Source organism: Pseudomonas sp. MPB23 (assembly GCF_046605395.1).
Taxonomy (GTDB): domain Bacteria; phylum Pseudomonadota; class Gammaproteobacteria; order Pseudomonadales; family Pseudomonadaceae; genus Aquipseudomonas.
This window is the reverse complement of record NZ_CP176771.1, coordinates 3,327,196-3,342,155: the sequence shown is the minus strand read 5'-3', so window position 1 is coordinate 3,342,155 and position 14,960 is coordinate 3,327,196. Positions and strand designations below refer to the sequence as shown.

Annotated in this window: 12 protein-coding genes; 7 read left to right on the top strand and 5 right to left on the bottom strand. The window is 64.2% G+C overall.

Annotated elements, in window-relative coordinates; all coding sequences use genetic code 11:
• Positions 1-90 precede the first annotated feature (90 nt).
• The 5 genes from ACLH0J_RS15540 to ACLH0J_RS15520 all read left to right on the top strand — a co-directional run bounded on the left by ACLH0J_RS15540 (position 91) and on the right by ACLH0J_RS15520 (position 6,258).
• Complete coding sequence (locus tag ACLH0J_RS15540) at positions 91-1,326, top strand: 3-methyl-2-oxobutanoate dehydrogenase (2-methylpropanoyl-transferring) subunit alpha (protein WP_411392691.1); 1,236 nt, start codon at positions 91-93, stop codon at positions 1,324-1,326.
• Between the two features lies 1 nt (position 1,327).
• A complete protein-coding gene (locus ACLH0J_RS15535; RefSeq protein ID WP_411392690.1) occupies positions 1,328-2,386 on the top strand; it encodes an alpha-ketoacid dehydrogenase subunit beta in 1,059 nt (352 codons plus the stop codon).
• Positions 2,387-3,646 (top strand): dihydrolipoamide acetyltransferase family protein, encoded by a 1,260-nt coding sequence (locus ACLH0J_RS15530; RefSeq protein WP_411392689.1) that lies wholly within the window; start codon positions 2,387-2,389, stop codon positions 3,644-3,646.
• A gap of 4 nt (positions 3,647-3,650) precedes the next feature.
• A complete protein-coding gene (gene lpdA / locus ACLH0J_RS15525) occupies positions 3,651-5,030 on the top strand; it encodes a dihydrolipoyl dehydrogenase (protein ID WP_411392688.1) in 1,380 nt (459 codons plus the stop codon).
• A 208-nt stretch (positions 5,031-5,238) separates the two neighbouring features.
• Entirely contained in the window at positions 5,239-6,258 is a 1,020-nt protein-coding gene (locus ACLH0J_RS15520; protein WP_411392687.1) for a branched-chain amino acid aminotransferase, read from the top strand.
• A 128-nt stretch (positions 6,259-6,386) separates the two neighbouring features.
• Here the strand turns inward: ACLH0J_RS15520 and ACLH0J_RS15515 are convergent, their stop codons facing one another.
• The 5 genes from ACLH0J_RS15515 to ACLH0J_RS15495 all read right to left on the bottom strand — a co-directional run bounded on the left by ACLH0J_RS15515 (position 6,387) and on the right by ACLH0J_RS15495 (position 11,437).
• Complete coding sequence (locus ACLH0J_RS15515; protein WP_411392686.1) at positions 6,387-7,280, bottom strand: GNAT family acetyltransferase; 894 nt, start codon at positions 7,278-7,280, stop codon at positions 6,387-6,389.
• A gap of 91 nt (positions 7,281-7,371) precedes the next feature.
• Positions 7,372-8,202: a TIGR03915 family putative DNA repair protein gene (locus ACLH0J_RS15510; protein ID WP_411392685.1), complete on the bottom strand. Its 831-nt coding sequence runs from the start codon at positions 8,200-8,202 to the stop codon at positions 7,372-7,374.
• Positions 8,199-9,419 (bottom strand): putative DNA modification/repair radical SAM protein, encoded by a 1,221-nt coding sequence (locus ACLH0J_RS15505; RefSeq protein ID WP_411392684.1) that lies wholly within the window; start codon positions 9,417-9,419, stop codon positions 8,199-8,201. Before ACLH0J_RS15505 ends, ACLH0J_RS15510 begins: the two co-directional genes overlap by 4 nt.
• Before the next feature lie 78 nt (positions 9,420-9,497).
• The gene (locus tag ACLH0J_RS15500) at positions 9,498-10,835 is read right to left on the bottom strand and encodes a lysine N(6)-hydroxylase/L-ornithine N(5)-oxygenase family protein (protein ID WP_411392683.1); all 1,338 of its coding nucleotides are present in this window, start codon (positions 10,833-10,835) and stop codon (positions 9,498-9,500) included.
• Between the two features lie 119 nt (positions 10,836-10,954).
• The gene (locus ACLH0J_RS15495; RefSeq protein ID WP_411392682.1) at positions 10,955-11,437 is read right to left on the bottom strand and encodes a sigma-70 family RNA polymerase sigma factor; all 483 of its coding nucleotides are present in this window, start codon (positions 11,435-11,437) and stop codon (positions 10,955-10,957) included.
• A gap of 373 nt (positions 11,438-11,810) precedes the next feature.
• On the opposite strand from ACLH0J_RS15495, the gene ACLH0J_RS15490 reads away from it, so the two are divergent.
• Together ACLH0J_RS15490 and ACLH0J_RS15485 are read left to right on the top strand one after the other, a co-directional pair.
• Positions 11,811-12,980 (top strand): efflux RND transporter periplasmic adaptor subunit, encoded by a 1,170-nt coding sequence (locus tag ACLH0J_RS15490; protein ID WP_411392681.1) that lies wholly within the window; start codon positions 11,811-11,813, stop codon positions 12,978-12,980.
• A gap of 1 nt (position 12,981) precedes the next feature.
• Positions 12,982-14,955, top strand: a complete 1,974-nt coding sequence (locus ACLH0J_RS15485) for a MacB family efflux pump subunit (protein ID WP_411392680.1) — start codon at positions 12,982-12,984, stop codon at positions 14,953-14,955.
• Positions 14,956-14,960: the final 5 nt, after the last annotated feature.

Genomic DNA, 14,960 nt, shown 5'->3' with positions numbered 1-14,960 from the left:
GTTTGTAGGACAAGATTCCGCCTACCCGGAGGATGACGGTCAGCTAGCGCGCCCACTACAAGAAATTCACAAGATCGAGCGTAGAAAGCCATGAACCAGCCGTATGCCCCATTGCGCCTGCACGTTCCCGAACCCTCGGGCCGCCCAGGCTGCAAGACCGACTTTACCTACCTGCGTCTGACCGACGCCGGCCTGGTGCGTAAACCCAGCATCGACGTCGAACCCGCCGACACCGCCGACTTGGCCAAGGGCCTGATCCGCGTGCTCGACGACCAGGGCCAGGCCCTCGGCCCCTGGGCTGAAGGCATCCCCGTCGAGATCCTGCGCCGCGGCATGCGCGCCATGCTCAAGACGCGCATCTTCGACAACCGCATGGTGGTCGCCCAGCGTCAGAAAAAAATGTCGTTCTATATGCAAAGCCTTGGCGAAGAAGCCATCGGTAGCGCCCAGGCCCTGGCCTTGAACATCGACGACATGTGCTTTCCCACCTATCGCCAGCAAAGCATCCTGATGGCCCGTGACGTGCCGCTGGTGGACCTGATCTGCCAACTGCTGTCCAACGAGCGCGACCCGCTCAAGGGCCGCCAGTTGCCGATCATGTATTCGGTGAAAGACGCCGGTTTTTTCACCATTTCCGGCAACCTCGCCACCCAATTCGTACAGGGTGTGGGCTGGGGCATGGCCTCGGCGATCAAGGGCGATACCAAGATCGCCTCGGCCTGGATCGGCGACGGCGCCACCGCTGAATCGGACTTCCACACCGCCCTCACCTTCGCCCACGTGTACCGCGCGCCGGTGATTCTCAACGTGGTCAACAACCAGTGGGCGATCTCCACCTTCCAGGCCATCGCCGGCGGTGAAGCCACCACCTTCGCCGGACGCGGCGTCGGCTGCGGCATCGCCTCCCTGCGCGTGGATGGCAACGACTTCATTGCGGTGTACGCCGCCTCCGCCTGGGCCGCCGAACGCGCGCGGCGCAACCTCGGCCCGACGCTGATCGAATGGGTCACCTACCGCGCCGGCCCGCACTCCACCTCCGACGATCCGTCCAAATACCGCCCGGCCGACGACTGGAGCCACTTCCCGCTGGGCGACCCGATTGCGCGCCTCAAGCAGCACCTGATCAAGATCGGCCAGTGGTCGGACGAGGAACACGCGGCCGTCAGTGCCGAGCTGGAAGCCGAGGTCATCGCGGCGCAAAAACAAGCCGAACAGTACGGCACCCTCGCCGGCGGCCAGATTCCAAGCGCCGCGACCATGTTCGAAGACGTCTACAAAGAGATGCCGGAGCACTTGAAGCGCCAGCGTCAGGAGTTGGGGATCTGACATGAACGATCACAACAACAGTATTGAACTGGAAACCGCCATGACCACCACCACCATGACCATGATCCAGGCCCTGCGCTCGGCCATGGATGTGATGCTTGAACGTGATGACGATGTGGTGGTGTTCGGCCAGGACGTCGGTTACTTCGGCGGCGTGTTCCGTTGCACCGAAGGTTTGCAGACCAAGTACGGCACCTCGCGGGTGTTCGACGCGCCGATCTCTGAAAGCGGCATCGTCGGTGTGGCGGTGGGTATGGGCGCTTACGGCCTGCGCCCGGTGGCAGAAATCCAGTTCGCCGACTACGTCTACCCGGCCAGCGACCAGATCATCTCCGAGGCCGCGCGCCTGCGTTATCGCTCCGCCGGCCAGTTCACCGCACCGCTGACCCTGCGCATGCCCTGCGGCGGCGGCATCTACGGCGGCCAGACCCACAGCCAGAGCATCGAAGCAGTGTTCACCCAGGTCTGCGGCCTGCGCACGGTGATGCCGTCCAACCCGTATGACGCCAAGGGCCTGTTGATCGCCTCGATCGAAAACGACGACCCGGTGATCTTCCTCGAACCCAAGCGCCTGTATAACGGCCCGTTCGACGGCCACCACGACCGCCCGGTAACGCCGTGGTCGAAACACCCGCAAGCGCAAGTGCCGGACGGTTACTACACCGTGCCGCTGGACGTGGCCGCCATCGTGCGTCCGGGCTCGGCCGTCACCGTGCTGACCTACGGCACCACGGTGTATGTGTCGCAAGTCGCCGCCGAAGAAACCGGCATCGACGCCGAGGTCATCGACCTGCGCAGCCTGTGGCCGCTGGACCTGGAAACCATCGTCAAGTCAGTGAAAAAGACCGGCCGTTGCGTGGTGGTGCATGAAGCCACCCGCACCTGCGGCTTCGGCGCCGAGTTGGTGGCGCTGGTGCAGGAACATTGCTTCCACCACCTGGAAGCGCCGATCGAGCGCGTCACCGGCTGGGACACCCCCTACCCGCACGCGCAGGAATGGGCGTATTTCCCAGGGCCGTCCCGCGTGGGCGCGGCGTTGAAACGGGTCATGGAGGTCTGAATGGGCACGCACGTTATCAAGATGCCGGACATTGGCGAAGGCATCGCGGAAGTTGAACTGTCGGCCTGGCATGTGAAGGTCGGCGACATGGTTGTCGAAGACCAGGTGCTGGCCGATGTGATGACCGACAAGGCGATGGTGGACATTCCCTCGCCGGTGCACGGCAAGGTGATTGCCCTCGGCGGCGAGCCGGGTGAAGTCATGGCCGTGGGCAGTATTTTGATCAGCATCGAAGTCGAAGGGGCGGGCAATGCCAAGGACGCGCCGGCCGTGGCTGAACCGGTGACGGCGGCGCCTGCGGTTGAAGCCCGACCGGCAGCGGTCGTACGCACAGCGGCGCCAGCGCCGGCCATGGCCGCCCAGGCGCCCGTGGCCCGTGAAACCGACGAACGCCCGCTGGCCTCCCCCGCCGTGCGCAAGCATGCGTTGGATGCGGGTATACCCCTGCGCCTGGTACAGGGCTCCGGTCCGGCGGGCCGGATTCTGCACGAAGATTTGGACGCTTACTTGCTCCAGCGTCCGGGGCAAACAACCACGGCAGCCAACCCCTATGCCGAACGCAACGACGAGGAACAGATCCCGGTGATCGGCATGCGCCGCAAGATCGCCCAGCGCATGCAGGACGCCACTCGGCGCGCCGCGCATTTCAGCTATGTGGAAGAGATCGACGTCACGGCCCTCGACGAGTTGCGCGTGCACCTCAATGAGAAGCACGGCGCGACACGCGGCAAGCTGACGCTGCTGCCGTTCATCGTGCGCGCCATGGTCGTGGCACTGCGCGAGTTCCCGCAGATCAACGCGCGTTACGACGACGAAGCCCAAGTCATCACCCGCCTCGGTGCGGTGCATGTGGGCGTCGCCACCCAGAGCGACGTGGGCCTGATGGTGCCGGTGGTGCGCCACGCCGAGGCCCGCAGCCTGTGGGGCAATGCCGAAGAAATCAGCCGTTTGGCCACGGCCGCGCGCACGGGCAAGGCCAGCCGCGAGGAGTTGTCGGGGTCGACCATCACCCTGACCAGCCTCGGGGCGCTGGGCGGCATCGTCAGCACGCCGGTGCTGAACCTGCCGGAAGTGGCCATCGTCGGCGTCAACCGCATCGTTGAACGGCCGATGGTGATCAAGGGCCAGATCGTGATCCGCAAGATGATGAACCTCTCCAGCTCGTTCGATCACCGCGTGGTCGACGGCATGGACGCGGCGCAATTCATCCAGGCCATTCGCGGCCTGCTCGAACAACCCGCCAGCCTGTTCCTGGAGTAAGCGCATGACGCAGACATTGCATACCACCCTGCTGATCATCGGCGGCGGGCCTGGCGGTTATGTGGCGGCGATCCGCGCCGGCCAACTGGGCATCCCGACCCTCCTGGTGGAAGGCCAGGCGCTCGGCGGCACCTGCCTGAATATCGGCTGCATCCCGTCCAAGGCCTTGATCCATGTGGCCGAGCAATTCCAGCAAAGCGTGCACCACAGCCAGGGCTCACCCCTGGGGATCGAAGTGGACGTGCCGACCCTGGACATCCGCAAGAGCGTGGAATGGAAGGACGGCATCGTCGACCGCCTGACCACCGGCGTCGCCGCGCTGCTTAAAAAGCACAAGGTGCAGGTGATCCACGGCTGGGCCAAGGTAGTGGACGGCAAGACCGTCGACGTCGGCGACCAGCGCATCCAATGCGAGCACCTGCTGCTGGCCACCGGTTCGAAGAGCGTCAACCTGCCAATGCTGCCGCCGGGCGGGCCGATCATCTCGTCCACCGAAGCCCTGGCGCCGACCCGCGTGCCCAAGCGGCTGGTGGTGGTCGGCGGCGGCTATATCGGCCTGGAGCTGGGGATTGCCTACCGCAAGCTCGGCGCCGAGGTCAGTGTGGTCGAGGCCCAGGAGCGCATCCTGCCGGCCTACGACGCCGAGTTGACCCAGCCGGTGAACGAATCCCTCAAGCAACTGGGGGTGAAGCTGTACCTCAAGCACAGCGTCACCGGGTTTGCGGACAACCGCCTGCAAGTCCGCGACCCGCATGGCGACACCGTGTCGCTGGAGGCCGACCAGGTACTGGTGGCCGTCGGTCGCACACCCAATACCCAAGGCTGGAACCTGGAGGCGCTGAACCTGGACATGAACGGTGCGGCGATCAAGATCGACCACCGCTGCCAGACCAGCATGCGCAATGTGTGGGCCATCGGCGACCTGAGCGGCGAACCGATGCTCGCGCACCGGGCCATGGCCCAGGGCGAAATGGTCGCCGAACTGATCAGCGGCAGGCACCGCGAATTCAGCCCGGCGGCGATACCGGCGGTGTGCTTCACCGACCCGGAACTGGTGGTGGTCGGCAAGACGCCCGACGAGGCCAAGGCGGCGGGGCTGGACTGCATCGTGTCGAGCTTCCCGTTCGCGGCCAATGGCCGGGCGATGACCCTGGAATCGAAAACCGGCTTCGTGCGGGTGGTGGCGCGGCGGGACAATCACCTGATCGTCGGCTGGCAGGCCGTGGGCGTCGGCGTGTCCGAGCTGTCCACCGCGTTTGGCCTGAGCCTGGAAATGGGCGCGCGCCTGGAAGACGTGGCCGGCACCATCCACGCCCACCCGACCCTGGGCGAAGCCGTCCAGGAAGCCGCACTACGCGCCCTGGGCCACGCCCTGCACCTCTAGTGGGAGCGGGCCCTTGTGGGAGGGGGGAGGGCTTTTGTGGGAGGGGGCTTGCTCCCGATAGCGGTGGGCCGGTCAACACATGTACCGACTGTCGCGCCCTCATCGGGAGCAAGCCCCCCCACAAAAGCCCGCTCCCACATAAAGCAAGAATGCAGTATTGTTGCGCCCATTCAGAAAAAAACCGACTTGACCAGAGATAGAGGGTGTCATGGGTAACGAAAGCATCAATTGGGACAAGCTGGGTTTTGACTACATCAAGACCGACAAGCGCTATATCCAGACCTTTAAAAACGGCGAGTGGCAACCCGGCACCCTGACCGAAGACAACGTGCTGCACATCAGCGAGGGCTCCACCGCCCTGCACTATGGCCAGCAATGCTTCGAAGGCCTCAAGGCCTACCGTTGCAAGGACGGTTCGATTAACCTGTTCCGCCCGGACCAGAACGCCGCCCGCATGCAACGCAGCTGCGCCCGCCTGCTGATGCCGCATGTACCGACCGACGTGTTCATCGAAGCCTGCCGACAAGTGGTCAAGGCTAACGAGCGCTTCATCCCGCCGTACGGCAGCGGCGGCGCGCTGTACCTGCGTCCGTTCGTGATCGGCACCGGTGACAATATCGGCGTGCGCACTGCACCGGAATTCATCTTCTCGGTGTTCTGCATCCCGGTCGGCGCCTACTTCAAGGGCGGCCTGGTGCCGCACAACTTCCAGATCTCCACCTTCGACCGCGCCGCGCCACAAGGCACCGGTGCCGCGAAAGTGGGCGGCAACTACGCCGCCAGCCTGATGCCGGGTTCCGAAGCGAAGAAATCCGGTTTCGCCGACGCGATCTACCTGGACCCGATGACCCACTCGAAAATCGAAGAAGTCGGCTCGGCCAACTTCTTCGGGATCACCCACGACAACAAGTTCGTCACCCCGCGCTCGCCTTCGGTGCTGCCAGGCATCACCCGCCTGTCGCTGATCGAACTGGCCAAGACCCGCCTGGGCCTGGAAGTGGTCGAGGGCGAAGTGTTCATCGACAAACTGGCCGACTTCAAGGAAGCCGGCGCCTGCGGTACCGCCGCGGTGATCTCGCCGATCGGCGGCATCCAGTACAACGGCAAGCTGCACGTGTTCTACAGCGAGACCGAAGTCGGCCCGATCACCCAGAAGCTCTACAAAGAGCTGACCGGCGTGCAGACCGGTGACGTCGAAGCCCCAGAAGGCTGGATCGTCAAAGTCTAACCCCCAAACACCGCAAAACCCCGTGGGAGGGGGCTTGCTCCCGATAGCAGTGGCTCAGTCAATATTGCCGGTGACTGTCACTCCGCTATCGGGAGCAAGCCCCCTCCCACATTGGGTCCCCCGTGTCTTCAAGCGCCCTTGGGGATGTTGTCGGCAATCTTCTTGCCCATGCTGATCCTCGGCTCCACCCCATACCCCAACGCCTCGTAGAACCCCACCACCGCGTCATTGCCGCCGGTGATTTGCAGGTTGATCTTCATACACCCCAAGGCCGTCAATGCCTGCTCCGCATGCCGCACCAGCGACGCACCCAGCCCTTGCCGGCGATAGTCAGCGCGCACCGCCACCGAATACAACCAACCGCGATGCCCGTCGTACCCCGCCAGCAGGGTGCCAATCACGACTTTCTTATCCGTCGCCACGAAGAACAGCCCGTCATTGACCGCCAGTTTCTTATCGATCGCCAGGCTCGGCAGGTTGTGCGCGGTGTCATAACCAAACGCTTCCTGCCATAACGCCACCACCTGCGCCCGGTGCAGACGGTCACGATAGGCGCCGATGGGGTGACGCGACGACAGCGCTTTCTCCATCACCACTGTGCGTTCGTTGCCATGGTAGACATCGCGCACGGTGTGAAAGCCCAGCTTGGTATAGAACGGTTCGGCGGTCAGCGAGGACGGCACGCTCAGCACCGTCACCCCGGCTTCACGGGCGCGCAATTCGATTTCGATCATCAGCAGCCGACCGATGCCCTGCCCTTGCAACGCCGGGTCGACGAACACCGAGCGCACCACGTTGCCGTCCAGGGAAGCGGTGGCGACAATCGCCTCGTCCTGCACCGCCACCAGCACCCTCCGGCGCTTGAGCAGTTCCCGCACCGCGTCAGGCGTGAAATTGCCCGCCACCCGCGCAATCACATCGGCCGGGTAATCCCGTGCGTTGCTGCTGTGCAAGGCTGCCAGGATCAACTGGCTGATCGCCTCGGCATCGGCTGCCTCGGCGAGTCGAACGGCGGTAGACATAAAGACTCCCTGCTAAAACGGGCCTCGGAAGCGCCCCATACTAATGTAGGCGCTGGCTCGCCAGCGATAGCGGTCTGTCAGTGACCGGCGCCTACGCCAGGGTGTTGATGCGCTTGCCCGGTTTTGCAGCAATCAGCGTGGCCTGCCCATCCCGCTGCTTGCCCGTGCGCGCCTCGCTGATCAACCCCGGGATCAACTTGCCTTCCGGCAGGTTCTTCCAGAACCGACTGGGCAAATGCCCCTCCATCACCTTGGGGTTCAATCGCGCCGGGTTGAAGATGTGGCTGTAGTAGGTCAGCCACATGGCGCTGTGGGGGTCTTCGACCGTTTGCGCCAGTTGCCGCCACGCCTCGGGGCATTGGCGTTGATGGATCAACTGTTCACCGTCGTAATACACCCCATCCAGCGGCGTGGCGATCATCCAGCGATGCCGGCCCATGCGCCCGATAAAGTGCTGGCTGGCGCCCTTGAGAATGTCGTGGGCCGGTTCATGCCAGGCCACGTATTCCGGCAACGCCGGCCCGGCCTCTGCCGGCAGGGCGATAAAACGCACAAACGCATGCAGGTGATGGGCCTCGCGGTTGACCTGCTTGATCCGCCGTTGCAGTTCACTGCCCAGCTTGTCCCCCGCCAGCATTGCGGTGCGGTCGCCATGGCTGACGCGCCACAACACCTCGTACAACAGGCTCCAGCGCTGGTCGCCGCGGTAACAGGCGGCCGATTCCAGCAACTCCAGCAATACCTTGGGGATCCGCGCCTGGAACGGGCCCATGCCCTCGGGGATCGGCTCGTCGGTGGCAAACAGGTCCGCGACTTCGGCCTCGCCCCAGCTCACCTGGCTGGGGTCGACCTGATGGCTGAGCAACCAGCGCGCCTGTTCGCGCCAGGTGCCAAACAGGTTGTCGCATTCCAGGCTGATCATCCCCACAACCCCATCTGCTGCGGCGCCGGGCGGTCGCGCAGTTGTTCGCGCAGCAGCACGCTGGTGCTCTCGGCCTGTTGCGGGTGGTAGTCGCTGGTGATGAAGAACGGCTTGGCCTTGGCCAGCACACAGCGCATGCGCGCCAGGTCTTCGAAGCGGATCTTGCGCTCGCGGCGCAGGTCCACCAGGCGTTGGGTGGTGCGCAGGCCGATGCCGGGAATGCGCGCGATCAGGGTCGGTTCGGCGCGATTCAGGTCCAGCGGGAACACCTCGCGATGTTCCAGCGCCCAGGCCAGCTTGGGGTCGATGTCCAGGGCCAGGTGGCCGGGGCCTTCGAACAGTTCGTTGGCGCTGAAGCCATAGCTGCGTAGCAAAAAGTCCGCCTGGTACAAACGGTGCTCGCGCATCAGCGGCGGCGCGGCCAGGGGCACGCTTTTCGGGCTGTTGGGGATGGGGCTGAACGCCGAGTAATACACGCGGCGCAGCTTGAAATTGCCATACAAGGCCTCGGCGCCGTGGAGGATGGTGCTGTCGTCGGTGTCGTCGGCGCCGACGATCATCTGCGTGCTCTGCCCGGCCGGGGCAAAACGTGGCGCGCGGGGTTCGTTGAGCACCGTCTGCTCGCCGGTGTAGATGGTCTGCATGGCCTGCTTGATCGAACCGATGTCCTTCTCCGGCGCCAGGGTCTGCAGGCTGGCGTCGGTGGGCAGCTCGATGTTCACACTGAGGCGATCGGCGTAGCGCCCGGCCTCGGCAATCAGCGCCGGGTCGGCGTCGGGGATGGTCTTGAGGTGGATGTAGCCGCGAAAGTCGTGCACTTCGCGCAGCAGCTTGGCGACGCGGACCAGTTGCTCCATGGTGTAGTCGGCCGAGCGGATGATGCCGGAGCTGAGAAACAGCCCGCTGACGCAATTGCGCCGGTAGAAATCCAGGGTCAGGGTCACCACCTCCTCCGGGCTGAAGCGTGCACGCGGCACGTCGCTGGAGCGGCGGTTGACGCAGTATTGGCAGTCGTAGAGACAGAAATTGGTCAGCAGCACCTTGAGCAGCGAGACGCAGCGGCCATCGGGTGTGTAGCTGTGGCAAATGCCCATGCCATCGGTGGACCCCAGCCCCGCCTTGCCCTCCGAGCTGCGCTTGGGCGCGCCGCTGCTGGCGCAGGAAGCGTCGTACTTGGCGGCATCGGCGAGGATGCTGAGTTTTTCGATCAACTGCATGGGGGGTACCGACACTGGTTTTTTATACAGTATCAGTCGCCCCCCATTACCGCCACCCCCTTCTCCTACAAGGGTGTGTCAGCTGGCGGTGGCCAGGAGCAGGTCTTGCACGGAGCGGCCCTGGCCACGGCGGCGATCATGCTCGAACAATGACGCCGCAATCTCATCCGCCCGAATCGGCAGCACCGACAGCAAGGTGTCGCTCAATCCATGGCTGGCCTGGCTGAAGCCCTGGATGTAAATGCCGGCCTTGCAGCGTTCGTCGGTGACGATGCGGTAATCGCGGCTGACCTCGAAGTCGCCCATGTAGGCGTCCAGCGGTGCCAGCAGCTCGCGGTGCATCTGACGCTCGTAGCCGGTGGCGAGGATCACCGCGTCGTAATGATCGACGCTGGTTTCGCCGCTGGCGTTGTGGCGCAGGACCAGTTCGATACCCAGCGGGCCGGCGGTGGCCTTTTCGACCACGGTCAGGGTGCGAAATGCCTGGCGGGCGATGCCGGAGACTTTCTGGCGGTAGAAAATCCCGTAGATGCGCTCGATCAAATCCAGGTCCACCACCGAATAGTTGGTGTTCTGGTACTCGGCGACCAGGCGCTCGCGCTCGGCGCCGACCTGCTGGAACACCAGGTCGGTAAAGGCCGGCGAGAACACTTCGTTGACGAACGGGCTGTCATCGGCCGGCTTGAGCGCCGAACCGCGCAGGATCATGTCGACCTGCACCGACGGGAAGCTGTCGTTCAGGTCGATAAAGGCTTCGGCCGCGCTCTGGCCACCGCCGATGATCGCGATGCGCATCGCCTTGCCGTCCACGCACGGCTGAGTGGCCATGCGCTCGAGGTAGTGGGAATGGTGGAACACCCGGCTGTCGCCCTTGAGCGCTTTGAACTCGTCGGGAATCTTCGGCGTGCCACCGGCGCTGACCACCACCGAACGGGTGGTGCGCACATGCTGCTCACCCAGCGCATCGCGGGAGATCACGCGCAGCGCCTCGACCTGCTGCTGGTGCAGGATCGGCTCAATGGCCAGCACTTCCTCACCGTAGCGGGCCTGGGCCTGGAACTGCCCCGCGACCCAGCGCAGGTAGTCGTTGAACTCCATGCGGCACGGGTAAAAGGTGCCCAGGTTGATGAAATCCACCAACCGATCATGAGCCTTCAGGTAATTGACGAAGGAGTAAGGGCTGGTGGGGTTGCGCAGGGTCACCAGGTCCTTGAGGAAGGAAATCTGCAGTTCACTCATGGTCACCAGGGTATTGCCGTGCCAACGGTAATCGGCCTGCTTGTCGAGAAACAGCACGTCCAGTTTGCCCTGCGTCTTTTCGCGCTCCTGCAGGGCGATGGCCAGCGCCAGGTTCGAAGGGCCGAAACCGATACCGATCAGGTCATGAACCGCGGGCGAAGCAATTGCCTGTGTCATTCCAGTGTCCTCTGGATAAGCCCCTTGGCGATGGGGCGGGAATACCTTCAAGACCTGCACAACAGGTCATGTGTTGATAGGAAACGAGGACAGTGAAATAAAATTTAACCGATCAGCGATCAGTGCGCGTCCCACTCGCGCATCCGCACCCGGCAGTGCTTCATGGCGTTGACGATGTGTTTTTCCACCAGGGCGCGGGAAATCCCCAGGCGCTCGGCGATTTGCACGTGGGTCAGGCCGTCGAGCTTGCGCAGCAGGAAACTGTCGCGACAGACCGCCGGCAATTCGGCCAGGGCGCGTTCGAGCAGCTCCAGGCGCAGGCTGTGGTCGTGGGAGGTATGGGGCGAACTGGCGGCAAAGCGTTCTTCGCTGTCCAGCACGTCCAGAGGCTCGACCTGGCGCAGGGCGTTGCGTCGATGGCCGTCGATCACCAGGTTCAATGCGGTGCGGTACAAAAATGCGCGGGGTTGTTCGATGGGGGTGTCGCTGGAACGTTCCAGCACCCGGACGTAAGCGTCATGCACCACATCCTCGGCCACCTGACGGTTGCCCAGCTTGGCGTTGAGGAAACACACCAGCTCGCGATAGTAGTTTTCCAACATGACTCCCGACCGCCGGTGGGCGGTATTAGACCCTTAAGCGCAAAAAAACACAGCGTCTGTCTGTAGGAGCGAGCGTGCTCGCGAAGACCCCACAAGCGCCGCATTCACCCAGACTGCCCGCGTTATCGTTGGCGATTTTCGCGAGCAAGCTCGCGCCTACAACAATCCATCCCAATGCGTAATGGCAGTTTGGGCAGACGCAATTTATAGTAATTCTCATCTAGTTTTAATCAAGACTTGCATCAACGGGTGTTTTTTTTCTTCAAGTGGCCTGTATCCGCCGGTGTAACCGCCTAAATTCCACGGCCATTCTCTCGTTTACCTGTCAGCTCTGCGCAACTGCGCTCCGAACTTTCCTGGCTGGAACCTAAGCATGAAACGCCCTCGCCCCGCCCGACGCGCCTTGCTCGTTATCGCCTGCATGATCCCCCTCATCGCCGTCGCCACCTGGCAGGTGCTGCCGCCGGGGCGGGACAACCTGACCACCGTGACCGTCAGTCTCGGCACCATCGAAAGCAGCGTCACCGCCCTGGGCACCCTGCAACCGCGGCGCTATGTCGACGTCGGCGCTCAAGCCTCCGGGCAGATCCGCCAGATCCACGTCGAAGCCGGCGACCCGGTACAGGAAGGCCAATTGCTGGTGGAGATCGACCCATCCACGCAAAAGGCCAAGCTCGACGCCAGCCGCTACGCCATCGAAAACCTCAAGGCCCAGTTGCAGGAACAAAAAGCCCAGCACCAACTGGCGCGCCAGAAATACCAGCGCCAGCAGCGCCTGGCGGCCGGCAACGCCACCCGCGAAGAAGACGTGCAGACCGCCAAGGCCGAACTGAGCGCGACCCAGGCGCGGGTGGACATGTTCCAGGCGCAGATCCTTCAGGCCCAGGCCAGCCTGCGCAGCGACGAAGCCGAGCTGGGTTACACCCGCATTTATGCACCGATGACCGGCACCGTGGTCGCGGTGGATGCGCGCGTCGGCCAGACCCTCAACGCCCAGCAGCAGACCCCGCTGATCCTGCGCATTGCCAAATTGTCGCCGATGACTGTATGGGCCGAAGTTTCCGAAGCCGACATCGGCCACGTCAAGCCAGGCATGACCGCCTACTTCACCACCCTGAGCGGCGGCAACCGGCGCTGGACCAGCACCGTGCGGCAGATCCTGCCGATCCCGCCCAAGCCCCTGATTGAAAGCCAGGGCAGCGGCAGCCCCAACAGTTCCAACAAGAGCGGCAGCGGTCGCGTGGTGCTCTACACCGTGCTGCTGGACGTGGACAACAGCGACAATGCCCTGATGGCCGAAATGACCACCCAGGTGTTCTTTGTCGCCGGCGCCGCCAAGGATGTGCTCACCGTGCCGGTCGCGGCATTGCAGGGCGCCTCGGGCACCGACCGGCAGATCGCCCGCGTGGTCGCGGCGAACGGCCACATCGAAGCACGCGAAGTGCGCCTGGGCCTCAGCGATCGCCTGCGCGTCGAGGTGCTCGACGGCTTGCACGAAGGCGATCACGTGCTGATCGGCCCGGCCGACGGCAACGGGGGTTGAGGTGACGACGCCCCTGATCGAACTCAAAAACATCCGCAAGTCCTACGGCGGCGGCGACAGCCCGCAGGTCGACGTGTTGCGCGGTATCGACCTGGCGATCCACGCCGGGGAATTCGTGGCGATTGTCGGCGCGTCCGGCTCGGGCAAGTCCACGTTGATGAATATCCTCGGCTGCCTCGACCGCCCCACGCAGGGCGAGTATCTGTTCGCCGGGGAAAACGTCGCGCACCTGGACAGCGACGAACTGGCCTGGCTGCGGCGCGAAGCGTTCGGCTTCGTGTTCCAGGGCTATCACTTGATTGCCTCGGGGTCGGCCCAGGAAAACGTCGAGATGCCGGCGATTTATGCCGGCATCAGCGCCAGCGAACGCCACGCCCGCGCCCATGCCCTGCTCACACGCCTGGGCCTGGCCGAGCGCACCGGCAACCGCCCGCACCAGTTGTCCGGCGGCCAGCAGCAGCGCGTGTCGATTGCCCGTGCGTTGATGAACGGCGGCCATATCATCCTCGCCGACGAGCCCACCGGCGCCCTCGACAGCCACAGCGGCGCCGAAGTGATGACGCTGCTGGACGAACTGGCCAGCCAGGGCCATGTGGTCATCCTGATTACCCACGACCGCGAAGTCGCGGCGCGGGCCAATCGCATCATCGAGATTCGCGATGGCCTGATCATCAGCGACTCGGCGCACAGCGACACCTACGTCCCCGCCCCGACCAGCCACGGCGCCTTGCAGGCCGTGGACCTGCGCCAGCGCCTGGCCGACGGTAGCGAACACAACGGCGCCTGGAAAGCCGAACTGCTGGACGCGGTGCAGGCAGCCTGGCGGGTGATGTGGATCAACCGCTTCCGCACCGCGCTGACCCTGCTGGGGATCATCATCGGCGTGGCGTCGGTGGTGGTGATGCTGGCGGTGGGCGAAGGCAGCAAGCGCCAGGTCATGGCGCAGATGGGCGCGTTCGGGTCCAACATCCTGTACCTGAGCGGTTCATCGCCCAACCCGCGCACGCCGCTGGGCATCGTCACCCTCGATGACGTCGCGGCGCTGGCGGCGTTGCCCCAGGTCAAGCGCATCATGCCGGTCAACGGCAGCGAAGCCGGGGTGCGCTTCGGCAACGTCGACTACATGGCGTATGTGGGCGGCAATGACACCAATTTCCCGGACATCTTCAACTGGCCGGTGGTCGAGGGCAGCTACTTCACCGCCGCCGACGAGCGCGCCGCGGCCACGGTCGCCGTGATCGGCCATCGCGTGCGGGAAAAACTGTTCCAGGGCCGGGGCAACCCGATCGGCCAGTACATCCTCATCGAGAACGTGCCATTCCAGGTGGTCGGCGTGCTCGCGGAAAAGGGCGCCAGCTCCGGCAACAAGGACAGCGACAACCGCATCGCCATTCCCTACACCGCCGCCAGCGTGCGCCTGTTCGGCAGCTACAACCCCGAATACGTGGTGATCGCGGCTGCCGATGCGCGCAAGGTCCGCGCGACCGAAGTGGCCATCGACCAACTCATGCAAAAGCTGCACAACGGCAAACGCGACTACGAACTGACCAACAACGCCGCAATGATCCAGGCCGAGGCGCGCACCCAGAACACCCTGTCGTTGATGCTCGGCTCGATTGCCGCGATTTCCCTGTTGGTGGGCGGTATCGGCGTGATGAATATCATGCTGATGACCGTGCGCGAGCGGACCCGCGAAATCGGCATCCGCATGGCCACCGGCGCGCGCCAGCGCGACATCCTGCGCCAGTTTCTCACCGAAGCGGTGATGCTCTCGGTGGTCGGCGGCCTGTGCGGCATCGCCCTGGCGCTACTGGTGGGCGGCGTGCTGGTGCTGGCCAAGGTGGCGGTGCAGTTTTCTTTGGTGGCCGTGCTTGGCGCATTTGCCTGCGCACTGGTCACCGGCGTCGTATTCGGCTTTATGCCGGCCCGTAAAGCTGCCCGGCTCGATCCGGTTAAGGCGTTGACCAGTGAATAAACGAT

What these genes read in the sequence shown, in the direction of transcription:
- ACLH0J_RS15540 (WP_411392691.1), top strand. Translation starts at nt 91, where the DNA reads ATGAACCAGCCGTATGCCCCATTGCGCCTGCACGTTCCCGAACCCTCG.
- ACLH0J_RS15535 (WP_411392690.1), top strand. Translation starts at nt 1,328, where the DNA reads ATGAACGATCACAACAACAGTATTGAACTGGAAACCGCCATGACCACC.
- ACLH0J_RS15530 (WP_411392689.1), top strand. Translation starts at nt 2,387, where the DNA reads ATGGGCACGCACGTTATCAAGATGCCGGACATTGGCGAAGGCATCGCG.
- lpdA (WP_411392688.1), top strand. Translation starts at nt 3,651, where the DNA reads ATGACGCAGACATTGCATACCACCCTGCTGATCATCGGCGGCGGGCCT.
- ACLH0J_RS15520 (WP_411392687.1), top strand. Translation starts at nt 5,239, where the DNA reads ATGGGTAACGAAAGCATCAATTGGGACAAGCTGGGTTTTGACTACATC.
- ACLH0J_RS15515 (WP_411392686.1), bottom strand. Translation starts at nt 7,280, where the DNA reads ATGTCTACCGCCGTTCGACTCGCCGAGGCAGCCGATGCCGAGGCGATC.
- ACLH0J_RS15510 (WP_411392685.1), bottom strand. Translation starts at nt 8,202, where the DNA reads ATGATCAGCCTGGAATGCGACAACCTGTTTGGCACCTGGCGCGAACAG.
- ACLH0J_RS15505 (WP_411392684.1), bottom strand. Translation starts at nt 9,419, where the DNA reads ATGCAGTTGATCGAAAAACTCAGCATCCTCGCCGATGCCGCCAAGTAC.
- ACLH0J_RS15500 (WP_411392683.1), bottom strand. Translation starts at nt 10,835, where the DNA reads ATGACACAGGCAATTGCTTCGCCCGCGGTTCATGACCTGATCGGTATC.
- ACLH0J_RS15495 (WP_411392682.1), bottom strand. Translation starts at nt 11,437, where the DNA reads ATGTTGGAAAACTACTATCGCGAGCTGGTGTGTTTCCTCAACGCCAAG.
- ACLH0J_RS15490 (WP_411392681.1), top strand. Translation starts at nt 11,811, where the DNA reads ATGAAACGCCCTCGCCCCGCCCGACGCGCCTTGCTCGTTATCGCCTGC.